Origin of the sequence: Aliarcobacter cibarius (assembly GCF_013372265.1) — a bacterium.
Classification (GTDB): Bacteria; Campylobacterota; Campylobacteria; order Campylobacterales; family Arcobacteraceae; genus Aliarcobacter; species Aliarcobacter cibarius.
In genome coordinates, this window is sequence record NZ_CP054051.1 from 596,785 (window position 1) to 618,673 (window position 21,889).

Consider the following 21,889-nt stretch of genomic DNA (forward strand, 5'->3'; position numbering starts at 1 on the left):
AAAATGGAAATAATCTATCTCTTTTTTATATTTATTGCTATTGAACTTTTTGAGACAAATTGGCAAAAATCTGACAATCTGTATGGTTTATTAGAAAACAATTTTTTAGCTTTTAAAAAAAGTATATTTTTATATTTTATATTACACCTATCATTTTTCTATTCAATCTTTTTAAGTATAACATTAAATAATTTTGGTTTTTGGATGAGTTCAATAATTGTTTTGAAATTTTTAGATATTAGTCTAAAACTCTCTATTATGAAAAAAATGTTAAATGGTTTTAGCCTAGAACAAATAATTCCTTTTAATGCAAATATATCACCTATTTTAAGATATTTAAATGTTTTAATATATCCTATAAGCTTTTTATTTGCTACAGCTTTATAAATATTGTGTTAAAATCAAAAAAATTTAAAAGGATGGACAATGCAATATTTAGTAATAGCTTATGATTATGATGATGCTTTAGAAAGAAGATTAAAAGTAAGAGATGAGCATTTAAAAAGTACAAAAGAACTTATCTCTAAGGGTAATATTATAAATGCTGGAGCTTTAATTGAAGATGATAAAATGGTAGGTTCTACTTTATTTGTTGATTTTGAAAATGAAGAAGAATTGGACGCATGGCTTGAAAATGAACCTTATGTTAAAGAAAAAGTTTGGAATTATGAAGAAATACAGATAGTTCCTGTAAAATTACTTCCTAAGCAATAACAATATATCTCAAAATATATCAAATATTCTCACAAATTACGGCAAATTGGACTTTTAACAGTTTCAATTTGTCTCAATAAAAATCAATAAATTTAATTAAAGCTCAGTTTTTATACAGTACAATAAACAGTACAAGAAAAATAATCATAAGGATGTACTGTCATATGAAGAGAACCGTTAAAAAGCTTACAGAATTGGAAATAAAAAAAGCAGAAATAAAAGATAAAGATTACAATTTAAGTGATGGTGATGGTTTATATTTTGTAGTTAGAAGAAATGGCTCTAAATTTTTCAGGCTTGATTTTAGATACGGTGGGAAAAGATTATCTATGAGCTTAGGTACTTATCCTAAGGTAAGCTTAAAAGAGGCTAGAGAAAAAAAAGATGAATCTAAAAAACTATTAAATGAAAATATAAACCCTATATCTGAAAAAAGAATTAAAAAATCTTCTGAATATCTTACATTAGGCATAGTTATTAATGAGTGGTTAGAGTTAAGAGCAAAAAGTTCAAGTGAAGCAACAATTACTCAAAATAGAAGAATGTTAAATAATTTTACAAATTGGTTAGGCAATGTTGCTATAAAAGATGTAAAAAGAATTGATATTATAAATATTTTAGAAAAAATACAAAATAAAGGTGTTATAGAAACTGCTCATAGACTTCTCTCTTTAATGAATAAGATATACATGTTTGCTGTAACAAAAGGATATATTGAACATAATATTATTGCTGATATTGATAAAAAATCTGTATTAGTGCCTAGTAATAAAAATATACATCATCCTGCAATAACATCTCCAAATGAAATAAAAGAATTATTAAAAGACATTAACTCAATGGAAGAAAAATATAAATGCGATATTAGCGTTATATTTATATTTAAAATTATCCCATATGTTTTCGTTAGAAGTGAGAATATAAGGTTAATGAGATGGAAAGAATTAGATTTAGAAAAAGGGGTATGGGAAATACCACAAGAAAGAATGAAAACAAATGTAGATTTTGTATGTCCCTTACCAAAACAAGCAATAGAACTTATAAAACAAATAGAACCTTACTCAAGACATAGAAGTGAGTTTGTATTTCCTTCTCGACAGAGAAAAGATATAGGAGTTTCTGGAGCAACTTTATCAGCAAATTTAAACAAACTAGGTTATCAAGATAGACATACTTTTCATGGTTTTAGAAGCATGTTTTCAACAATTGCTTATGAATATTATAAAGAACATGGATTTCATAGCGATATTATAGAATCTTGCTTGGCACATAAAGAAAAAAATAGAGTAAAGGCGGCTTATAATAGGGAATCAAAATATAAATATTTTGAAGAAAAAAAAGAGTTAATGCAGTGGTGGGCTGATTGGTTAGATAAAATTCAAAGCAAACTCTAAAATCTCTTTAGGTGTATTTTCTATATAACTAATTATTTTATATCTAGTCATAGAACTAATAGTATCTAAAGTTCTTTCTTCTGAATCTAAAGAATTAGTATCAAAATTATATCTTGTATCAAAATCATTAAGTTTTAACATAAACTCTTCATCGGCACACTCTATAAAATAGTAGTCATTTAAATTAAATAACTCAAATTTTAACTCTTCCATATCAATTTTATAATTATTTCTAATGTAATGCTCTTTTATTTTAACAAGTACATTATTTGCAATAAATGTATTAGATTTTTCAATCAAATTTTCTTTAAACTCTTTAATTTTATTAATTAAAACTTGATTATTATTTATAATTTCCATCTTTTCAATTTTACCACTAGATATAAATTCTTCTAATTCTTCTAATGTAAAAGCATAATTTAGTAAATCAAATATCTTTCTTTTCTCTTTTTTTGTCCATTTATAATATGTAGGAGCCGAAAATTCGAATAATTCAACCATTATTTGTTCTTTTGTCATATTAAGCCTTTTGAGTTATATTAATATAATTAAGTAATTTAAAGATTCTATTAGAATTAAACTTAAAATATTTAATTTACTATTGACTATCTCAACGAAATTAATATATAATACAAAAAATAAAATAAATAGAGTATAAAAATTAAATATATTAATATTTTAATACATAAAAAGAGAAAAAATGAAAATAGATATATTAAGTGACCTACATTTTGATAACTACTTTTATAATAAATACACAAAAGATGATGTAATTAGCTTTTATAGTCAAATTATTGATTTTAATAATTGTGGTGATGTATTAGTAATTGCAGGTGACTTAGGACATAACAATCATCAAAACATAAAGATATTAAAAATTCTAAAAGATTTTTATAAAAATATAGTTTGTGTTTTGGGAAATCATGATTATTATTTAGTAGGCAAAGAGAATAAGTCTTTATTTAAAGGCTCTTTTGAAAGAGTTTTTAATATGAGAGAACTAATTAATAAGCAAGAAAATATCTATTGCTTAGACGGAGATATTATTGAAATTAATGGCGTTAAATTTGGTGGTTGTAATGGTTGGTACAATGAGGGCTATTTACAAGTAAATTATCCTGATGAATTTTTCCCAAAATATTCAACTAACATTATGTGGCAAAACTGTACTCCTGATTATAAAAATATTTTAGAAATTGAAAATTTTGATGATATATTTGAAATAGAAAAACCTAAAATTGAAAGAGTTTATAAAGAGTGTGATGTAATGATTACTCATGTTAATCCAAGTGCTAAAAAAGAGTATCTAAATATTAAATATCAAAATCCCTCAAGTACATTTTTTTGCTTTGATGGTGAAGAGTATTTAAAAAATGGAAGTATGAAATACTGGATATTTGGACATAACCACGATGTTATTGAATATGAAGAACATAATGTTACTTGTATTTGTAATCCTTTGGGTTACTATAATGAGAGTGGAAATGGAAAGTTTGTACAAATAAAGCAAATAATAATTTGAAGGATAAATAAAATGGATATAGATTTTACAAAAGAGAAATGGACTAATCCAATTTCAAAAGATAAAGTTGAGAGTATTCAAAAAAGAGCTAAATTATGGACTGAACTTAGAGAAAAATATCCAAACGATGAAGAAATTAAAAACTTATCTATGGAAGATATGAGCAATAATGATTTTTGGTTTGAGAAATATGGGGAGAAATTAAAATGAATATAGAAAATAGAGAAAAATTAAAAAGCCTAGAGATATACAAAAAAGTAGCTTTTGAATTCAAAGACGGGTGGACTAAATTAGTTTATGACTTAGGAAAAGACATTGAAGATTTATGTAAATTAACTAATTGTGGACTTCCAAAAATTCAACAAATAAAAGAGAAGTTTGGAACATTAAGATTTTATTACAATACTTTAAATTCACAATATCCTGAAATAGTAGAAAAAAGTATTAGAGCTTTAGTTTTTCAAGCTGAAATAAAATCATCTAATACTTGTGAAATTTGTGGCAAATATGGTGAAACAAGAGTTGAGAATAGAATTTACACAACTGTTTGTGAAGAGCATAAAGGTAATTCAATTTCAAAAGATGAGTATGAAGAAATGGTTAAAAACCACCACGAAAAAAGAGCTTTAGAAAAGGAGAAAAAATGCAATTAAGTAAATTTGCTCAAAAAAATGACAAAGTTCTAACTATGATTGATAGAAAAATGATTTTTAAAATAGATGATAATTTCTTTATAGATGATAAAGGAATTAAAAGTTTTACAGAAAAAAATATTGAAAATATAGTACCTTTAAAACTTAATCAAGAAGTTCATTATGCAAAAAAATATATTAAAAGATGTACAAGAAGTGAAGATGGAATTATCTCTTTTGCTTTTATAGAAGATATATTTAATTTTCTAAAAGGCAAAGAGTATGATGAAGAAGATTGTTATGTATCAAATGGAAGTTTTTTAGTTGCTTGTTATTTAATGGGTGTTCCTGTAAAGCTTCTTTATGATGAATCAAATGAGATTACAAAATATTTAGAAATTACAGATGATATTAAAAACAATGTATGTAGTTTTGCCAAAGTTTATTTACAAAAGCCATTAAAAGAATACACTATAAAACCGACAAAAAATAAAACTTATTTTGGTTTGGAAATTTATCAAGGTAATTTAGTTAAAGAAAATGATATTAAAAAACTACCTTTTTATGATTTTTGGCTAGATAGTTCCAAAGGTAGCACTTATGCAATTATTGATGATGAAGAATATATATATTTGAGTGATTTTGAAAGCTTTTCAAGGCTATTCATCGAAACTGGAAAACATAGATTCCAAAAAAGAGATTAAAATGCAAACAACAAAAATATTAGTCCAAAAACCCGAAATAGGATTAAGTGAAGATAACAAAGCTAAATTAAAAAGTTTAGAAATATACAAAGATAAAAAACATTTTAAATTTTCAAATGGCTGGGTAGATTTAGTTTATGAATTAGGAAAAAATATAGAAGAAGTTTGTAAATTAGCAAATTGTGAACTTCCCAAAATAGAAGCTATGTATAACAAATATAATAGTTTGAGAGTTGATTATCATTTTGTTTCACCTGTACCACAAATTATTGAAACTTTAATTGACTCTTTAATCTATGTAACAGAAGATAAGTCTATGATGATTTGTGAGTATTGTGGTGCGAATGATGAAATAGAAACAACAGAAAAAAATAATCATTATATAAATGCTTGCGAGAAGTGTTTTAACAGAAAAAATAGAGTTTAATCCTAACGAGGTATAAATTTAGCTTTAAGTAATTATTAATTATTCAAAGCATTTTAAAAAGGAAAAAAATGAAAACATATAATCGTTTACCGCATATTTTAAATAGAAACATCTTTTTAAAAGAGAAAAAGTTTTCTACTCAAGAGATAAAAGAGTGCTTATCAAAAAATGACTATAAAAATCTAACTCCAAGAGGAAGGTTACTTGTTTCAAAATTATTTAAAGAAATAGAAGATAATGAAGATTTAGAAGCTATTTTAAATGCTTATAATCTCAATTTAAAAGATATTGAAGATATTTATAAAAGTTCTACTTATTGTGATTGTGGCTTTTCTTTTTGGGACAATCTTTTTAATATTGAAATTAATAAAGAGCCTAAAAAACCTTATGTTCCATTAAAATCAAGTGAGATTAAATCTCCTAGATTAAGACAACTTATTGAAAACATAGAGTGTTTAGAAGCTGTATGTTGGGATTATGATATCAATGCAAGTAATGTATATAGAATTTTAAAAACAAAAAATGATGAGAATTTTCCTATTAGCTTTGATGTCCTTAGAAAAAAAGTATTAAAATATATTTCTATTGATAATTTACAAAAAATATTTACTTTGGAAGAATTAATAGAGATATTCAATGGAATAAATCCCAATACAATAAGAAATCCTGAAACTAGAGATTTTTATGTAGTAAAAATAGAGTTATATTTGCACGATCCTAAAGATTACACCTTTAATTGTTTTTGGCAAACACCGTTTCCAGCAAACCAAAAAGTTACATCAATTATTAGAAACTATTTAGGAACTATGAACAAACAAGATATTCATACGCTTTGTAAAAAGTTTGGGAAAGATAGAGTTTTACAAGAACTAAACAATAAATATAGAGAATTATTTGAAATAGGGTTTTTTGATGTTAAAGGTTGGAAAATTCCTTTAAGTGGTAAATATGAAGATTATGAGCTTTTTAAGATATTGTTGGAGATTGTAAATGAGTTTGAAACTAATTAATAAAGCTAACGAACTAATTAAACAAACCGAAAAAGAAGCTTTAGAGATAATCAAAAAAAGAGAATTTATTAAAAGTAAAATTGTTGATGATGGCAACATTATTTTAACTGATTTTATCGTTAATGCTCTTACTAAAAAAAGATATGATGATTTAACTTATAATGAGAGATTATTTGTAAATGATATTTTTGAAAATGCAACTAAAGAAGATTTAGAAGTTTTAAAAGATAAATATTTTATTGATTTAGAAGATGTAAAATCTGTTTTTTTAGGCTCTCCCTGTGATGAAAATATTAAGTTTATAAAAGAGGTTTTAAATGGTAACTAAAGCTCAAAGATTTAAATAAAATTATGAAAAATTTTTAGAGGAAATAAAATCTTTAAAAAAGCAAAATATTAAATTAAAATTATTTAATTTTAAATACTTATTAAATTGATTTTTGATATAAATTGTGATTAAAGATTAAAAGATTTCTTACGAAAATGGATTCCCTTTTTTGTAAGATTTAAATAAATATAAATTATGCTTATGTTTATAATAAATTTTTTAGGGGAAAATTTATGAGTAAAAAGAGTGAACCAATTTATACTAAAACTAAATTTGGTATCAACAAATTTGATTTTGATTCAATAGAAAATAAAGTTAATAATAAAGATGAACAATCAAAGATAAGATACTTAATGTTAAAGCTATCTATATCAGCTATACTAGTAATGATAGTTTCGTTTTATTTTAAAGATGAAAATGGTTTAGCTGGTGGATTTGCTGTGTTTTTTGGTGTATTATCAGTAATATTATTAATTTTATTTTTAATAATATTGGCAAACCCTAAAAAAGCAATTAAAGATGAGTGCTTTAAAGTGTACAAAAAGAATATACATATAATAGAAAATCCACCCCATAATTTATCTTATATAATATTAGATTCAATTCATCTTGGTGGTCATGAAGACTATGACAAAGCAAGAGAAGAATTAATAAAAATGGCATTTAATATCAAAGCCGATGCTATAATAAATTTTAGTCATACAGCTCAAACAATGACTGATATTGCAGGAAATAAAAATAATATTCAATCAAGAAATAGAACAATTCATCATATGAGAGGTGTTGCAATAAAATTGCAATAAGATAATTATAAAAAATATTCAATTTTGAAATATCAAATAGGATAATGATGCTTTGTATTAGGAATATAACTAAAAAAATAGTTTTATTAATGTAGGATTTTTTATATTTGTAGGTGCTTGAATGTTAAATATTATAATAAATGGTTATTATTATCTGAAGAAATAATTTTAAAAAGTGTTGATTTTTATACAAATAGAATATAAAATAAATTTTTATTACATATGGGGGGGTGTTAAATGTATTCTAAAATATTATTAACAATAATTATTTGCTTTTTATTTAGTGCTTGCAACAGTAGTCAAGAGAAATTATCATCTTCGACTAAAGATTTTTCAAAAATAAATTTTGTAGAGAATAAATATGATTATCATGGGCATATTTTAGATTTTCCAGAACAATTAAGAAACGAATTGTATTTTTGGACAAAACCAGAAAGAAATTTCAATTTAAAGAATAATCATTTAAATGGATGGGGTAGAGACAATGTATTTCAAATAAGCACAAAAGATTATCCAATTTTTGAAACTATTTTTAATGAACATATGATAGTCGAAAAAATAAAAATAAAGAAAATGGAAATAAATGAAAAAATAAATTCAACTTCTATAAATGTAGTAGATAAAGTTATAGGAATACCATTTGATTTTCTTAAAGATACTTTAGGTATGAATTTTGGTAATGCTCATACAATTGAAATTTCAGATGAAGACAAATGGATAGAATACGAATTAAATGAATCTTATTTCAATAAAGAGGAAAAAGCATTTATTATAGATAATCCATATCCAGATAGTAGTGTAAATGGAGTTATATTAAGAGTGACTAAATTACATGGAATAAATAGTAGAGATTTACATAGAAAAGAAATCTATGCTCAAGATGAAATTAGTTATTTAGTAAGAAATCATAAAATGGAATATCATGTTATTGTTTACAATTTAAAAAATAATAAAAATCTAAACGATAATGAAGATTTAATTAGATTTGTTGCTTTGACAAATGAGGGATTATTTAGAGAGTTACAAAATAGAAAAAATGAATTTAGTTTAATTGATACTTCTTTTCTTAAGCTACCACAAGATATAAAAATAAGTTATGCTATGGATAATTTCTCAAAAGTTATTACAACTGGCGAATATGTAGATATTAAAAATAAAAAAAAATCATTTAATGCAAAAAGTATTTACCCAAATCTAGATTTTAAATATACAAATAATAGTAAAAAAATGGAAATTAAAAATGATGATAGAAAATTAAGTTTAAGTAATAAAAATTTAGATAAAGAACAAGTAAAGAATGATGATTTTATTGATTTTGATAATGGAATATAAAAATGAAAAAATATAGTATTTTATTTTTATTAATAATAATTCTTGCAAAAATAATATATTTACTTTTTGAAATAGATTACAATGGTTCTCTGCTAGATATAGTTAGTAAACCTAAAGTAGATAAAGAAGAATTAGAATCTTTAGAATTATATGGACATAAACTAAGCTCAATTGGTTTAACTTTATTGGTTATCCCTTTTCTTTATTTGGTATATAACTTTATTGTAAAGAATAAAATTTTAGTCTACATATTATTAGTTATTACTAGTATGATAGTCTATTTAGGCATTTATAAATCTTTAACTATGTTAATTGATAAAATAGTTGAAGAGAATAAAGACAAAAGATACTATTCTTACTATGCAACTACCTTCAAATATGGAATGTTAAATAGTCAAATGGGTTACGGTTCATTTATTCCTAAAGAGAGATTAGAAAATTTAACAATAGAAGATAAGGTATTAATTGCAAATATATTTTTATTAATGGCTTACGATGATAAGTTAGTAGATAAAGTTGCAGAGAATAAGAATAAATTAACAGAAACTTATTTATTAAATCAAAAAAACAAGGAATATGAAAATAAGTATAAGGAATCAGAAAATAAATTTAATAGTACATTAAAAGAGATAAATAATGCTTTTGAAACTTATACATCAAAAACAAATGAAGCTAATAAATTTTTAGCAAATATTGAAAAAGAAAAAGCAGAAGTAAATAAAATTTATGAAGATGTAAAAATAAATATATTTGCAAAATCATACACAAGTTATAGAATTAATTCAGATCATTATATGAAAGGAATAAATCCAAGTAATTCAGAGATTGAAACTTATTACAAAGATTTATCAGATTATTTTAAATATCATAATTTTAAACGTGCACAAGATAAATACAATGAATCTATGCAAGAAAATTTTGGAAGATATATAGAACCTATTAGTTGGTGTGAAAATAATATTTGTCCCTCAAAAAATAGTATTCGAAGAGTTTTAAAACAAGAAGCAGAAAGAAAATGGGATAAAAATATAGAACCTAATTTAACACGAAAAGAATTTTTCGCTAACAGCTATACTAGAAGTAAAATTGCAAAAGAATTAAATAGTAAATTTAAAATTAATTTACCTATGGATTTTAACTATTCTAAAGATACTTTTGTAAATGCTATTTTGAATAAATTAAATAAAAAGCAAGAAGAAGTGAAAATCCAATTAAGAAGTGAATTAAGAAAAGCAATTAAAAAAGATATTGAATTAGAATTAAATTATAATTCTTTTGCAAAATATTGGAAACCAGATATTATCAAAGAATATGGTGAAAAATATGGTGAAATACTTTTCAAAATGATTGAAAATAAAAATACTGAGAAATTTTATTCAGAGTTCTATGAACCTTATTATAAAGAAAATTATTTAGATAAATTTATTTTAACAAAAGAACAATTGGATAATAATGAACATGAAGAAAAAGGTGATTATGCTATCAAATCAATGTTTATAATACCTTTTGCAATATTTATGTCATTATTAGCTAGTTTATTGAACTTTGTATCGGTAATAGTGTTGAGTTTAATAGTTATTTTAAAATTTATTAAACAAGATACAAAAATATTTATTACTACTAATATTGTAAAAGTTCTTTTATATGTTGTTATTATTTATTATCCATATAAAATTGGTAAAGATAATAAAGTTTTAGAACAGTATAAAATATTCCAAAAACAGCACGATTCTAAATTTATTAATTTTTATGTTGAAGCAATGAACTGGATTTTAGTAGTTGAAAACTTTAGTTACAACAAATTATATAAATTAAAATATAAATAACTTAATATTGGAGTATTATTGTGAAATTTAATAACATATCAAAATTATTAATAATTTTGATTTTAAGTATAACAAATCTTGAAGCTGGTTTTATAATGAAGAAAATAAAAAGTAAAGCTAAGGATAAAATCAAAGATGTAGTAGTTAATACAACCAAAGATGTTTATAGTCATAAAAAGAAAAAAAGAAGAGATTATGAATCTAAAACAAATACAAAAAGTACTTTATCAAAAGCTGAAGATAAATATGAAGCTACAAAGCAAAAAGTAAAAGAAACTGCTATTGAAGCAGTTGGTGGTCAAAAAAACGTTGAATTTGTAAAAAGAGGTAAAGAGTATATTAATCAAGGTCTTAAAGGCGAATTAAAAGATTAAATAAAAGGAAAAATAATTAACTTTGGTTAATAGAGAAAGTTGAGTGTAAATTATATTAAATTGTGTTTATAGATTTACAAAATAAAAAATACCAAACTTTAAAGGAAAAATATGGACAATACTTCAGAAAAAGAATATGATAAAGAGCTTTCAAAAAATCTCATACAATATTTATCAAACATTATAGATGGTAATAATGCAACTATAAATGATGTTAAATCAATAGATTATGAAGTAGAAAATATAAAGGCTGAACTTAATATAATTTGGGTATTTTTTGGTGAATACAATAAATCTTCTAAAGCAGGTGGTTCACATATAGGAGAATCATGTAATTCAATTTATGAACTTAAAAATATAACTAATAAGTTAATAGAAAAAGCTAAATTTGATAAAAATTTAAGGATACAATTTATTACCACTTTTACAGAACTTAAAAGAGATGGAATATCCAAAGCAAATAAAAATTATATTATAAAAGATTTTGGTAAGTTTTCAACGAAAGAAACTTGTCATACTTGTAATGGTAAATGTAAAATAACATGTAATTCTTGTAGAGGTAATGGAAAACATAGATGTAACTATTGTAGTGGAACAGGTTCAACTCAAACTACTTATAGAAATCATATGGGAAAGCTAATATATACAACAACTAGTTGTTATAATTGTAGTGGTCGTGGTAATAAAGCTTGTTATTCATGTTCTGGATCTGGAAAAGTTCGTTGTGATAATTGTAATGGTCATGGATATTTTATTATTACCCACGATATTGTGGCAAAAGCAAAGCCAGAATTTATTATTAAAACTGATTCTAAATTTGCAAATAATGATTTAGAACAATTTTTAAAGAAAAAAAATTTACTTTTCTTAAATGATACTATAGATTTTAAATATATTAATAAAAACATGAATAGAAATGATGATAAAGAAATATTCACATATATTGGGAATAGTGTTATTATAAAACAAAACTTCAGTGTTCATTCAAAAGAATACACTTGTTATGCTTTTTCAAATCCTCCTATTCCATTCATTAAACCAACTATATTTGATGATTTATTTATAAATGAAATAGAATTTCTTAATAGCAAAGAAGGTCAAAAGAAATATATTAGTAAGAAAAAAGCTCTTAGCTTTTTTGATTCATATAGTAAATTACCTATACTTGATAAAGCAATAAAAGAAATAGCTAGTGTTAGAGAAAAGAACAAGGAAAATACTACATACTTATTAATTAAAGCTACTCAGGGATTTATTTCAAGTAATATAGCATCTGCACTTTCAAATCATATAAACAAATTCATGGATAAAATTTCGCCAACCTATTCTCCATTAATTTGGGTAATAGGTTTATTATTTTCATTTATTGTAACAATAGTTTTTTTTGAATATTCTATTGAAGAACAAGGAACAAAAATCATATTTGATTCTATAATTAAATTTGTAATTATGAGTTTTATTTTAATACTTATAATTTATCCTTTAGATCTTTTATTAACATTGTTAAAAAGAATGAAAATACCCACTGAATATAGACAAAAATTAAGATATAAAGAACCATTAAAACTTTTTACGCTTGGAAGTTTCATAATTTTATCATTAGTTTTAAGTTATGGAATATTATCTAATAAAAATTATGTACCAAAAAGTAATGGAATGCCTCAGTATATTGCATTGAAGATTTTAAATGACGGATGTGAGATATTTAAAGATAATAATTTGGATATTTGTGAAAAAATAGATTTCAACAAAGTTATTACTTATTTTCCAGTAATTCATAGAATACCTATTCATAGTGATGAAATAAAATATATAAATAAATTAAGAAGAGAATATACTATGGATATTTTTTATTTACAAAATAATAAATTTAAATAAAAATATAATTATGTAACAAAACTTTTACAAATTAGAAATTATAATTTATATAAACTTGATAGAAGTGTATAAAAAAATACTTTCTGATAAATGTTACATTTGGAAATGGTTAATTAAATTATAATTTTTATGTACTATAAAGTGTCGACAGTTCAATTTCATAAATGTAGATATTTTTTTATTGATAATAAACATATATAAAAAATATAAAATTATCATATATGAAGATTTGCCAATATTTTTTTTTATGAAATTGCTTTGTTTTAGAATAGAACTAAAATTTATATCTGGAATGACCCCAAGTTAGATTTTTTATGTGCGAAAGTTGAGTTATTAATCTAAACAATAATTTATATATAGGATTTACATGGAAATAGTTTTTATTTTAAGTTTAATTTTCTTAGTAGGATTAGGTATTCTTTGGTTGTATACATTAATAGATGCACTAAAAAGTGAATTTAAAGATGGTACGAATAAAATAGTTTGGTTAATTGTAATATTTATTTTAGGCCCAATCGGGAGTATTTTATATATTTTTATTAGTAAAAAACAAAAAATTGTACAAGAATAAATTAGAAAATCAAATTTTTCACAAACTATTATTGATAGAATTTTAAATGCTGGAACCATTATTATTCAAGGAACTGGTGGAAGTAAAACACCAATCCCTACAATTAGCAATCCACTTAGATTTAGAAGAGAATTTTTAATAATAGTTGAAGAGAAAAAGAAATAATTTTTCCTTTTCAAAGTACTCAATTTATCGTGTTGAGTTAGACTCCTTTTTGTATCAAATAATACATAAAATCTAACTCAAACTTAAAAAAATCTAATTTTAATATCCACTTTGATAAATTAAAATAATCTGCTTTTTTGAATATTTTTTAAGAATCTCATTTATCACAAGTAGTGCAAAAATAAAAGAGACTAAAAGTCTCTTTTATGCTGCTATATTATTCTTTTTTAAACTTTCAAAATAATCATTAATATTATTTTGACTCCAAAAGCTTGAACCTCCTACTTTAATAGGTCTCAAAAGCTTAATTTGTTTACTGAGCCTATATAACGTTGCTCTACTAACTGGTATTTGAACTAACACAGCATCTATACGTAAAAATTTGTCTTTTTCCATATTAAGCCACCTCAGATGTAATATATTCATAAAAAATTGGTATTTTAATTATCGTAAAATCCGTAGACATTCTCAGACGGTGTGGTTGCACCCTATATTTATTACAGTAATTCCAAATGCATTTTATATGTTTAATTTTTACAGTATAAGAATCTGAAAAATAATCATAAACATTTTTAATTCCACCAAATCTTCTAAAAAATTCTAATATTTCAGGGTTTAATCTGTTGTTGTTGCACCGTATATCCTCTAAAGATTCAAAGGTTTTCTCTCTAAAATCCTTAATTGCAACACATGTTAACATATTAATAAAATTTATTGTTTTAACACATTCTTTTGTGTAAAGTGGATGAATATTAACCATTTACTACCTCGGCATCACATATTTTAATACATTTTTTAGACCCATTTACATTTATTACATAAAAATTATTTTGAATATCGATTATTTTGTAATACGCATCTGCAACTTTAATAAATTTTCCAATATTTATAAAATTAATATTTTCTGCCAATTTACCATTAATCAAATGTTGATTGATGAATAAATATTTCCATTCTTGAAAGGCTTTTTGTTTATCAAGTTTTTGATAATTTATACACAATAAACCATCACATATTGAATAAATATGTTTTTCAGATATTGCAGCAAAAGTTTTATTTTGAAAATCTCTCACTATCCCATTTTTAAAATCTAAAAAATCTCTCTCACTTTCTACTGAGGATTGAGTGATGATTAAAGAAGATGATGATTCGTAGGTCATAGCTGTGACACTATCTTGTGGTGTCACTGATGATACAATAGTAGTGTCATTTTGTACTTTTAGTGGTGTCAAAGTGCTACCACCAAAAGTAAGTGTATAAATATTGCTTGTTTGTTGCTTTTTTCCTTTTTTAAATCTATGTTGTTTTTTTAATACTTGCATTTTTTCTAGTTTTTTAACTATTCTCTTTGCAGTTGAAATGCTGATAGAAGCTTTTTTCGCAATATGACTATAACTTGGGAAGCAGCTCATACTATCGTCTGCACAGTCAGCTAAAGCTAATAACACTAGCTTTATATTGCCATTTAAATTACTTTTAAATGCCTCATTTATAGCTTTTATACTCATTATGCAACCTCTCTTTCTTCATCATAAAAATCTATAAAAATTTGATTATTAGATTGTTTCTTTAAAATTTTAAATTGCTCACTAAAATAGTAATTATTAAAATTTGATTTATCAATATTGTATTTTTCAGTTAATTCTACAGCTTCCTCATGGCTCAAGTCATAATTTTTTAGTAATAAATTTATTGCAAAAATTAATTTATTAGGTTCATATTTTGAAATTTTTTGAATATCAATAACTGAAAAATCAACTTCATAATTTTCATATATTTCGTCCAAAATCATTGTTTGTAAAAATACAACATTTATCTTTCTGTTTTTATCAAATACATTTTTACAGTTGTTGCAAATACGTTGCTTGATTAAATAATACTTATCTAAAGTATTTATATTGTCTCTTTCAAAAAAACACTTTTTATTTTTTGAAATATTTTTCAAAACTTGTGAAGCAGTTACTTCTATTGATAGCCTATATATAGATTCAAAATCTAGGTATTTTATATATCCACCAGTTTTATAAAATAACTCTTCTACGTCATCTTTTATAAATTCATATGTAACTGAATCTATATTGATTAGTTCTTCTTTCCATGTTTCTAGTGAATAAGAACTAAAAAATGAGATTTTGAAATCTCGCCAAATCTCGTTATAATTCCTATCGATAGGAATTGACATTCTTTTTTGCATGTTATCTCCTGTTTTAAGATAGATTCTTTTTCTTTTGAAAGCGACCAACTATCAGAGTTTGAAAAAGAATCTTTTTTTAGTGATTTTTTGTCACTAAAAGAATATTAGAGTAATCATTTTTCTAAGTCAAATATTGTAAAAATCTTTAAAAACCCCATAAAATCGAACATCTTACAAATGTGGAACAACTTAATTAAAAATAAATTCAGTATTAATTAATACTAAATTAAGTTAATTTTAAGGTTAATATTTATAAAAAAGTACTATTTAAAAAAAGCAAATAAAATTTTCAATGTGTTACAATTTGTATCAAAATGATTCTTTTGATACAAATTTTTTATAGATTAAATACCACTTTCATATATTTCTAATATTTGTTTTTTACTAAACCATTGTAATAATTGTTCTTTTGTATCTAATCCATATATATACCACCCAGTAAATAATTCACCATTTATTCCAATTTCAAATTTTTCTTCAAATTTTCCTTTTCCATAACACTCTAATATTGCATCTATTTTTTTCATTTTTTAATCCTTTTAGTATTTTTTGTTATTGTTTCAACTAAATCAAAATTTTCTTTGATAACTTCACCAATATTCAAACTATCCATTTTAATTTTTAGTTTGTTTACAAGTTTTGCAATGATTCTTCCAATGTTTGCAATTTTTGAAATAATTGATTGTTTAACTCTTTGTTGTTCTCCACAGTATTCTCCAAGTTTAACTCGTAGATTTTCTGCGTCTGCTGTAACTTGTTTATAAACTCCATCTCTTGTTTTTCCAGCTTTTCTATAAGCTCTATATTTAGCTTCTCGCTCTTTTGTAATTCCTGATTTAGTTGTTGCTCTAGTACTGTCATTTTTTACTCCTTTATCTTTATAAATATTGTTGATTTGTCTTGGCTTTGTATTACTTCCTTCATTGGTACTTTGATGTACTTTTGATTCTGCTCCACATACTGTAAATCTAAAGGTACTTGCCAAGTTTGTAAATTTTGCATTTGATTTTGAATTAGGAAATAAAATATCATTGTTATAATCAAAATTATTAGATTCGTTACTCCCATTATTATCAACTGGTATTTGTTTTTTCGATTCAACTCTTCTTGGATATTTTGATTGAATATATTCAGCTTTTCTCTCAGTATATTCATTAAGCTTGTTTGTATAGAATCTAATTTCTCTTTGTGTGTCTCTTCTATTGTATTCATCAATTCTTGATTTTGTGTTTTCGCAGATTCTTTCAAATTCTGCAAGGCTTGTAAATTGTTCACTATAAATTCCTCCTTTATATCTTCTAGCTTTTTTTGAATCTGGTAGTTTCAAACTAATGTAATCACTTCCAACTCTATTCACAAAAATTCCATTTTCATTTAATAGCTCAATCATTTGGTCTCTATTTTGTATTTGCCCATTTTTTACAAGCTCATGAAGCATCTCATCCAGCTTTTCATAGTCTTTTTGAAGTGATATTTTTTTACTTGCACCTTGAAGTGTTCTTTCTTTTGCAGGGTCTTTTGGGTCAGTAAAACCATGAGTTAGGTTGGTTAGATTTTGCCAAACATCCACACGACTTAAATCCTGTTTATGATAAAAAGGATTTAAAGCTATTTTTCTTGTTAGTTCGATTTTTGGAATTACAAAGTTTAACTCTAGTCTTCCCTTATCAGTATGCTCCACCCAAAGGATATTGTATTGGTCTGATTCAAGAGATGGTAATAGATATTTTTCAAAATCTCCCATAAGCTTGTATTTTAAATCTTCATCTATATTTTGCTCTTCAAAGCTAAGACACCCAACACACACTTTATGCTTGAAAGAAATAGAATTTATGATATTTCTTGTTAGTTGTTCATCACCAATTAAAACTCTTGCTGTTCCATCTTTTTCTCTGTGATTTAAAAGATAATCAAGAGCTTTTACACTTCCACCTTTTTTATTTGAAAAAAACTTAACTACCATTTTACATCTCTTGTTTATATTGCAATTTTTGCAACTGTTTTTCAATTTCAACAAGCTGTGTAAGCACTGGTATCTTATGCTTATTATCCATAGTATGCATAGATTTTGCAATTTGGTTTAGGTTATTACCAATACGATTAAGCTCAAAAATCAAATCCATTTGTATTGGAATAGTAATCTTATGATTGATAATTGCATTCTTTGCAAAATTGGTGAAATTAACACCTAAGGTGGTTAATTGAGATTCAATTTGTGCATATTCATCAGTAGAAAATCGAAGAGTTTTTCTGATAAATCTTGAGTCATATTTTTGGTCTTTGTTTTGCATTTTTGCTTCCTTTTTATTAAAAAGTAAGTCATTGGGTTTTAGGGAGAGAATCATCCCTAACGAGGTCTCATTTTCAGTTTCGGCTGACAATGAGTATCCTCGCCCTTTTAAATTTTTAACTTACTTATAAAGGTATTCACAAAAATTTAAATTTGAAAACACCCTTAGGGTGTGAGAAAATTACTAAACAGTTATTTGCAATAAAGAGTTATTTATTTAGTTTTAGCTAACATAAATTCTAACTCATAGGGGAGAAAATAAAATATGACAGACCAAAAATTTTTACAAGATTTAGAAAAAAAGCTATGGACTTCAGCAAATAAACTTTTACCTTCACTAGATGCAGCTGTTTACAAGCATGTAGTTTTGGGTATGGTGTTTTTAAAATATGTTTCAGATAGTTTTGAAACAAGAAGACAAGAACTAATTGGTGAGTTTACAAACCCAAAAAGTGACTACTACCTAAGCAACAATAAAGAAGATGAACTTGTGCTTGAAGAGCTAGAAAATAGAGATTTTTATACAGAAAAAAATATATTTTGGGTTCCTGCAACTGCAAGATGGAACTATATTCAAAACTCTATTCGTCTATCTTTGGGTTCAACACTTCCTCTTGGTGGTGAGTTTAAAGGAGCTGGAAAACTTCTTGATGATACTATGGAAGCCATAGAAAAAGAGAATCCTAAATTAAAAAGAATTTTAAATAAAAACTACGCTCAACTTCAAATAGAACAAAACAAACTAGCAGACCTTTTTGATTTAATATCAACTATACCATTTACTCATCACAACCTAAAAGCAAAAGATATTTTAGGTCATGTTTATGAGTATTTTTTAGGTCAATTTGCTTCAGCTGAAGGAAAAAAAGGTGGTCAATTTTATACTCCAAAATCAATAGTAAACCTAATAGTAGAGATGATAGAACCATACAAAGGAAGAATTTACGACCCTGCAATGGGAAGTGGTGGATTTTTTATAAGTTCTGAGAAGTTTATAGAAGCACATAATGGAAGAATTGGAGATATATCTATTTATGGTCAAGAGTCAAATCCTACAACTTGGAGATTGGCTGCTATGAATATGGCAATTCGTGGTTTGGATTTTAATTTTGGAAAAGAGCCTGCTGATACTTTGGTAAATGACTTACACCCTGATTTAAGAGCAGATTTTGTATTAGCAAATCCACCTTTTAATCAAAGCGAATGGTGGAGTGCAAGCTTGGAAAATGATGCTAGATGGAAAGACTATCCAACCCCTCCACAAGGAAATGCAAACTTTGCTTGGATGCTTCATATGCTATATCACACAGACCCAACAACTGGAGTTGTAGGACTAGTGCTTGCAAATGGAAGTTTAAGCTCAACTACAAGTGGTGAGGGAGAGATAAGAAAAGCAATAGTACAAAATGATTTGGTAGAAGCAATAGTTGCTCTTCCATCTCAACTTTTTGCAAATACACAAATTCCTGCTTGTATATGGATACTCAACCGTAACAAAAAACAAAAAGGGAAAACTCTCTTTATAGATGCTAGAGATTTTGGATATATGATAGATAGAAAACAAAGAGATTTTGACACAAACGACATCAAAACCATAGCTAAAATGTTTCACCACTTTAGAGACGCTGCAGAGTTTGAAAACATCGCAGGGAAATACTATAGTGCCACAACTGAGGAGATAGCAAAACAAGAGTATATCCTAACCCCTGGGCGATATGTAGGCACTGAAGAGGTAGAAGATGATGGAATCCCTTTTAAAGAAAAGATGGATAAACTCACAAAAACTCTTGAAGAGCAGTTCAAAGAGAGTGCAAGACTAGAAGGAATGATAAAAGAGAACTTGGCGGGGTTAGGGTATGAAATCTGATAAGTTATCAAATCTTGTTGATAAAATTTTTAGTGGCGGAACACCAAGTACAAGTAATGAAAAATATTGGAATGGACAATACTCTTGGCTTTCATCAGGGGAGACAGGAAATAAATTTATAAATTCAACTGAAAAAAGTATTACAAAGCTTGGGATTGATAATTCATCTACAAAACTTGCTCTCAAAAATGATATAGTTATTGCCTCTGCTGGTCAGGGAAAAACTAGAGGTCAAACTTCTTTTTGTAATATTGATACATATATAAATCAATCAGTAGTAGCAATTAGAACAAATGAAAAAATTCTTGATTCTAAATGGCTATTTTATAATTTATCGAGTAGATATGAAGAAATGAGAAGTTTGTCTGATTCTCATAGCATTAGAGGTAGTTTAACAACCAAACTATTAGGAATAATGGAAATAGAATATCCAGAATTAGAAACTCAAAAAAAGATAGCTCATATTCTCTCAACTCTTGATGAGAAAATAGAACTTAACCGTAAAATGAACCAAACATTAGAAGAGATGGCTCAAACTATTTTCAAGTCATGGTTTGTAGACTTCGACCCCGTACATGCAAAAGCAAATTGCGAGAGTGAAGCAGAACTTGAAAATATCGCCAAAGAGTTAGGTATTAGTAAAGAAATCCTAGACCTTTTCCCTAGCGAATTTATTGAGAGCGAAATGGGTATGATACCTAAAGGGTGGGAAGCTACAGAGTTATCTCAAATCTGTAAAATTCAATCTGGGTATGCTTTTAAAAGTGCTTGGTGGCAAGATACTGGAGTAAAAGTAATTAAAATAAAAAATATTGATGGAAATAGAGTTAATACTTTAGATTGCGAGTGTGTTTCTGAAGAAATAGCTACTAAAAATTCTAATTTTAAACTTTCAAGTGGAGATTTCCTTATCGCAATGACTGGTGCTACGGTTGGAAAAGTTGGTGTAATTTATACATCGGATGAAGAGTATTTGCTCAATCAACGAGTTGGAAGATTTCAACCTATTAAATATTATGATGAATATGTAAAAATATTTGCAAGTTCAAGCAAATTTTTTGAGAGTATTCAAGGACAAGCACAAGGAAGCGCTCAACCCAATATTAGTGCTAGAGAGATTGAAACAGTAAAAATTATTAAACCTAACAATGAAATTATGAAAGTATTTTCATCGTTGCTTAATCCATTTTTTTCAAAAATTCTAGAACATCAAGGAGAGATTCAAACTCTTGAAAAAACTAGGGATACATTACTTCCTAAACTTTTAAGTGGTGAAATCGATGTATCGGAGTTGAAAATTTGATAGAAAATATTGAAAAGTTTTTTCAAGCAATTCATTTAGCTCCAAGACACTTATTTGGTATATGTGTTTTGGGTTTATTTTTACTCTTTAGTTCCTCAAATGTTTTGAGTATATTTGGAATTGAAACAATAGTTAATGACCATCGAGCTTTTATAGGACTTTTGACACTTTTTTCTTTTGTTTTTTTTATTATTCAATTAATACCAGCCATAAGTAAAAAGTACAGACTACATCAATACAAAAAGCAATTATTAAATGAGCTTTACTCACTTTCTAAAGAGGAAAAAGTTTTGTTGTTGTATTGTTTATATAATAATCAAAAAACTATTTCCCTGCCTATAACACATTCTGTAGCTAATCGATTAAAAAGCAAAGGCATTTTAAAAATGTCTCATGGAACTGGGAATAGTCTTGCTTGGTCTTATAATATACAAAATGATATTTGGAATAAACTTCAAATGTATGAATTAATACTTTTAGATGATTTGACTGAGCAAGAAATGCAAAGAATAAGACATGAAATTTTTAGTAAATATTATAATTAGTTAGGAGCCG

At 25.4% G+C, this 21,889-nt stretch carries 28 protein-coding genes; 20 read left to right on the forward strand and 8 right to left on the reverse strand.

Features of this window, described 5'->3' with window-relative positions:
- Positions 1-3: 3 nt before the first annotated feature.
- The 3 genes from ACBT_RS02840 to ACBT_RS02850 all read left to right on the forward strand — a co-directional run bounded on the left by ACBT_RS02840 (position 4) and on the right by ACBT_RS02850 (position 2,108).
- Positions 4-387, forward strand: coding sequence for a hypothetical protein (locus tag ACBT_RS02840; protein ID WP_024775582.1), 384 nt, complete (start codon positions 4-6; stop codon positions 385-387).
- 39 nt (positions 388-426) lie between these two features.
- The gene (locus ACBT_RS02845; protein ID WP_024775581.1) at positions 427-714 is read left to right on the forward strand and encodes a YciI family protein; all 288 of its coding nucleotides are present in this window, start codon (positions 427-429) and stop codon (positions 712-714) included.
- Positions 715-878: 164 nt separating this feature from the next.
- Positions 879-2,108: a tyrosine-type recombinase/integrase gene (locus tag ACBT_RS02850; RefSeq protein WP_024775580.1), complete on the forward strand. Its 1,230-nt coding sequence runs from the start codon at positions 879-881 to the stop codon at positions 2,106-2,108.
- On the opposite strand, the gene ACBT_RS02855 is transcribed toward ACBT_RS02850, so the two are convergent.
- Complete coding sequence (locus ACBT_RS02855; protein WP_024775579.1) at positions 2,082-2,627, reverse strand: hypothetical protein; 546 nt, start codon at positions 2,625-2,627, stop codon at positions 2,082-2,084. The two genes, ACBT_RS02850 and ACBT_RS02855, sit on opposite strands and share 27 nt — an antisense overlap.
- 181 nt (positions 2,628-2,808) lie before the next feature.
- Between ACBT_RS02855 and ACBT_RS02860 the strand changes: the two genes are divergently transcribed.
- From ACBT_RS02860 to ACBT_RS11870, 14 genes are all read left to right on the forward strand, one after another.
- Entirely contained in the window at positions 2,809-3,630 is an 822-nt protein-coding gene (locus tag ACBT_RS02860) for a metallophosphoesterase family protein (protein ID WP_024775578.1), read from the forward strand.
- Positions 3,631-3,642: 12 nt separating this feature from the next.
- Positions 3,643-3,840 carry a hypothetical protein gene (locus tag ACBT_RS02865; RefSeq protein WP_024775577.1) on the forward strand — a complete coding sequence of 66 codons (198 nt, stop codon included), beginning with the start codon at positions 3,643-3,645 and terminating at the stop codon, positions 3,838-3,840.
- Positions 3,837-4,283, forward strand: a complete 447-nt coding sequence (locus ACBT_RS02870; protein ID WP_024775576.1) for a hypothetical protein — start codon at positions 3,837-3,839, stop codon at positions 4,281-4,283. The genes ACBT_RS02865 and ACBT_RS02870 overlap by 4 nt, the downstream gene beginning before the upstream one ends.
- Positions 4,274-4,966, forward strand: a complete 693-nt coding sequence (locus tag ACBT_RS02875; RefSeq protein WP_024775575.1) for a hypothetical protein — start codon at positions 4,274-4,276, stop codon at positions 4,964-4,966. Before ACBT_RS02870 ends, ACBT_RS02875 begins: the two co-directional genes overlap by 10 nt.
- Position 4,967: 1 nt before the next feature.
- Positions 4,968-5,393, forward strand: a complete 426-nt coding sequence (locus ACBT_RS02880; RefSeq protein ID WP_024775574.1) for a hypothetical protein — start codon at positions 4,968-4,970, stop codon at positions 5,391-5,393.
- Between the two features lie 68 nt (positions 5,394-5,461).
- Positions 5,462-6,403, forward strand: a complete 942-nt coding sequence (locus ACBT_RS02885) for a hypothetical protein (protein ID WP_024775573.1) — start codon at positions 5,462-5,464, stop codon at positions 6,401-6,403.
- Positions 6,384-6,731: a hypothetical protein gene (locus tag ACBT_RS02890; protein WP_024775572.1), complete on the forward strand. Its 348-nt coding sequence runs from the start codon at positions 6,384-6,386 to the stop codon at positions 6,729-6,731. Before ACBT_RS02885 ends, ACBT_RS02890 begins: the two co-directional genes overlap by 20 nt.
- Positions 6,732-6,964: 233 nt before the next feature.
- The gene (locus ACBT_RS02895; protein WP_024775571.1) at positions 6,965-7,534 is read left to right on the forward strand and encodes a hypothetical protein; all 570 of its coding nucleotides are present in this window, start codon (positions 6,965-6,967) and stop codon (positions 7,532-7,534) included.
- Positions 7,535-7,771: 237 nt separating this feature from the next.
- Entirely contained in the window at positions 7,772-8,866 is a 1,095-nt protein-coding gene (locus ACBT_RS02900; RefSeq protein WP_024775570.1) for a hypothetical protein, read from the forward strand.
- Between the two features lie 2 nt (positions 8,867-8,868).
- Positions 8,869-10,692 (forward strand): hypothetical protein, encoded by a 1,824-nt coding sequence (locus ACBT_RS02905; protein WP_024775569.1) that lies wholly within the window; start codon positions 8,869-8,871, stop codon positions 10,690-10,692.
- A 20-nt stretch (positions 10,693-10,712) separates the two neighbouring features.
- Positions 10,713-11,066 (forward strand): hypothetical protein, encoded by a 354-nt coding sequence (locus ACBT_RS02910; protein WP_024775568.1) that lies wholly within the window; start codon positions 10,713-10,715, stop codon positions 11,064-11,066.
- A 111-nt stretch (positions 11,067-11,177) separates the two neighbouring features.
- The gene (locus tag ACBT_RS02915; RefSeq protein WP_024775567.1) at positions 11,178-12,944 is read left to right on the forward strand and encodes a hypothetical protein; all 1,767 of its coding nucleotides are present in this window, start codon (positions 11,178-11,180) and stop codon (positions 12,942-12,944) included.
- 367 nt (positions 12,945-13,311) lie between these two features.
- A complete protein-coding gene (locus tag ACBT_RS02920) occupies positions 13,312-13,515 on the forward strand; it encodes a PLDc N-terminal domain-containing protein (RefSeq protein ID WP_024775566.1) in 204 nt (67 codons plus the stop codon).
- Positions 13,516-13,680, forward strand: coding sequence for a PH domain-containing protein (locus ACBT_RS11870; protein WP_119183998.1), 165 nt, complete (start codon positions 13,516-13,518; stop codon positions 13,678-13,680).
- A 204-nt stretch (positions 13,681-13,884) separates the two neighbouring features.
- Here ACBT_RS11870 and ACBT_RS02930 read toward each other — a convergent pair whose 3' ends face one another.
- From ACBT_RS02930 to ACBT_RS02960, 7 genes are all read right to left on the reverse strand, one after another.
- Complete coding sequence (locus tag ACBT_RS02930) at positions 13,885-14,076, reverse strand: helix-turn-helix transcriptional regulator (RefSeq protein ID WP_024775565.1); 192 nt, start codon at positions 14,074-14,076, stop codon at positions 13,885-13,887.
- Between the two features lies 1 nt (position 14,077).
- Positions 14,078-14,440, reverse strand: coding sequence for a hypothetical protein (locus tag ACBT_RS02935; RefSeq protein ID WP_024775564.1), 363 nt, complete (start codon positions 14,438-14,440; stop codon positions 14,078-14,080).
- The gene (locus ACBT_RS02940; RefSeq protein WP_024775563.1) at positions 14,433-15,188 is read right to left on the reverse strand and encodes a helix-turn-helix domain-containing protein; all 756 of its coding nucleotides are present in this window, start codon (positions 15,186-15,188) and stop codon (positions 14,433-14,435) included. The genes ACBT_RS02935 and ACBT_RS02940 overlap by 8 nt, the downstream gene beginning before the upstream one ends.
- Positions 15,188-15,874, reverse strand: coding sequence for a hypothetical protein (locus ACBT_RS02945; RefSeq protein WP_024775562.1), 687 nt, complete (start codon positions 15,872-15,874; stop codon positions 15,188-15,190). The genes ACBT_RS02940 and ACBT_RS02945 overlap by 1 nt, the downstream gene beginning before the upstream one ends.
- 344 nt (positions 15,875-16,218) lie before the next feature.
- The gene (locus ACBT_RS02950; protein ID WP_024775561.1) at positions 16,219-16,401 is read right to left on the reverse strand and encodes a hypothetical protein; all 183 of its coding nucleotides are present in this window, start codon (positions 16,399-16,401) and stop codon (positions 16,219-16,221) included.
- Entirely contained in the window at positions 16,398-17,837 is a 1,440-nt protein-coding gene (locus ACBT_RS02955; RefSeq protein ID WP_024775560.1) for a relaxase family protein, read from the reverse strand. The genes ACBT_RS02950 and ACBT_RS02955 overlap by 4 nt, the downstream gene beginning before the upstream one ends.
- A 1-nt stretch (position 17,838) precedes the next feature.
- The gene (locus tag ACBT_RS02960; RefSeq protein ID WP_024775559.1) at positions 17,839-18,255 is read right to left on the reverse strand and encodes a MobC family plasmid mobilization relaxosome protein; all 417 of its coding nucleotides are present in this window, start codon (positions 18,253-18,255) and stop codon (positions 17,839-17,841) included.
- A 174-nt stretch (positions 18,256-18,429) separates the two neighbouring features.
- Between ACBT_RS02960 and ACBT_RS02965 the strand changes: the two genes are divergently transcribed.
- The 3 genes from ACBT_RS02965 to ACBT_RS02975 are packed head-to-tail and all read left to right on the forward strand — an operon-like array spanning position 18,430 to position 21,879.
- Positions 18,430-20,031, forward strand: a complete 1,602-nt coding sequence (locus ACBT_RS02965) for a type I restriction-modification system subunit M (protein WP_024775558.1) — start codon at positions 18,430-18,432, stop codon at positions 20,029-20,031.
- Positions 20,021-21,334: a restriction endonuclease subunit S gene (locus ACBT_RS02970; protein ID WP_024775557.1), complete on the forward strand. Its 1,314-nt coding sequence runs from the start codon at positions 20,021-20,023 to the stop codon at positions 21,332-21,334. The genes ACBT_RS02965 and ACBT_RS02970 overlap by 11 nt, the downstream gene beginning before the upstream one ends.
- Entirely contained in the window at positions 21,331-21,879 is a 549-nt protein-coding gene (locus ACBT_RS02975; RefSeq protein ID WP_024775556.1) for a super-infection exclusion protein B, read from the forward strand. The genes ACBT_RS02970 and ACBT_RS02975 overlap by 4 nt, the downstream gene beginning before the upstream one ends.
- Positions 21,880-21,889 lie beyond the last annotated feature (10 nt).

Excerpts from the sequence above, each read along its gene's own strand:
- ACBT_RS02860 (WP_024775578.1), top strand. The coding sequence starts at position 2,809 with ATGAAAATAGATATATTAAGTGACCTACATTTTGATAACTACTTTTAT.
- ACBT_RS02955 (WP_024775560.1), bottom strand. The coding sequence starts at position 17,837 with ATGGTAGTTAAGTTTTTTTCAAATAAAAAAGGTGGAAGTGTAAAAGCT.
- ACBT_RS02965 (WP_024775558.1), top strand. The coding sequence starts at position 18,430 with ATGACAGACCAAAAATTTTTACAAGATTTAGAAAAAAAGCTATGGACT.
- ACBT_RS02935 (WP_024775564.1), bottom strand. The coding sequence starts at position 14,440 with ATGGTTAATATTCATCCACTTTACACAAAAGAATGTGTTAAAACAATA.
- ACBT_RS02885 (WP_024775573.1), top strand. The coding sequence starts at position 5,462 with ATGAAAACATATAATCGTTTACCGCATATTTTAAATAGAAACATCTTT.
- ACBT_RS02895 (WP_024775571.1), top strand. The coding sequence starts at position 6,965 with ATGAGTAAAAAGAGTGAACCAATTTATACTAAAACTAAATTTGGTATC.
- ACBT_RS02905 (WP_024775569.1), top strand. The coding sequence starts at position 8,869 with ATGAAAAAATATAGTATTTTATTTTTATTAATAATAATTCTTGCAAAA.
- ACBT_RS02930 (WP_024775565.1), bottom strand. The coding sequence starts at position 14,076 with ATGGAAAAAGACAAATTTTTACGTATAGATGCTGTGTTAGTTCAAATA.
- ACBT_RS02845 (WP_024775581.1), top strand. The coding sequence starts at position 427 with ATGCAATATTTAGTAATAGCTTATGATTATGATGATGCTTTAGAAAGA.
- ACBT_RS02840 (WP_024775582.1), top strand. The coding sequence starts at position 4 with ATGGAAATAATCTATCTCTTTTTTATATTTATTGCTATTGAACTTTTT.
- ACBT_RS02915 (WP_024775567.1), top strand. The coding sequence starts at position 11,178 with ATGGACAATACTTCAGAAAAAGAATATGATAAAGAGCTTTCAAAAAAT.
- ACBT_RS02870 (WP_024775576.1), top strand. The coding sequence starts at position 3,837 with ATGAATATAGAAAATAGAGAAAAATTAAAAAGCCTAGAGATATACAAA.
- ACBT_RS02875 (WP_024775575.1), top strand. The coding sequence starts at position 4,274 with ATGCAATTAAGTAAATTTGCTCAAAAAAATGACAAAGTTCTAACTATG.
- ACBT_RS02880 (WP_024775574.1), top strand. The coding sequence starts at position 4,968 with ATGCAAACAACAAAAATATTAGTCCAAAAACCCGAAATAGGATTAAGT.
- ACBT_RS02940 (WP_024775563.1), bottom strand. The coding sequence starts at position 15,188 with ATGAGTATAAAAGCTATAAATGAGGCATTTAAAAGTAATTTAAATGGC.
- ACBT_RS02920 (WP_024775566.1), top strand. The coding sequence starts at position 13,312 with ATGGAAATAGTTTTTATTTTAAGTTTAATTTTCTTAGTAGGATTAGGT.
- ACBT_RS02945 (WP_024775562.1), bottom strand. The coding sequence starts at position 15,874 with ATGCAAAAAAGAATGTCAATTCCTATCGATAGGAATTATAACGAGATT.
- ACBT_RS02850 (WP_024775580.1), top strand. The coding sequence starts at position 879 with ATGAAGAGAACCGTTAAAAAGCTTACAGAATTGGAAATAAAAAAAGCA.
- ACBT_RS02865 (WP_024775577.1), top strand. The coding sequence starts at position 3,643 with ATGGATATAGATTTTACAAAAGAGAAATGGACTAATCCAATTTCAAAA.
- ACBT_RS02900 (WP_024775570.1), top strand. The coding sequence starts at position 7,772 with ATGTATTCTAAAATATTATTAACAATAATTATTTGCTTTTTATTTAGT.
- ACBT_RS02970 (WP_024775557.1), top strand. The coding sequence starts at position 20,021 with ATGAAATCTGATAAGTTATCAAATCTTGTTGATAAAATTTTTAGTGGC.
- ACBT_RS02890 (WP_024775572.1), top strand. The coding sequence starts at position 6,384 with ATGAGTTTGAAACTAATTAATAAAGCTAACGAACTAATTAAACAAACC.
- ACBT_RS02855 (WP_024775579.1), bottom strand. The coding sequence starts at position 2,627 with ATGACAAAAGAACAAATAATGGTTGAATTATTCGAATTTTCGGCTCCT.
- ACBT_RS02950 (WP_024775561.1), bottom strand. The coding sequence starts at position 16,401 with ATGAAAAAAATAGATGCAATATTAGAGTGTTATGGAAAAGGAAAATTT.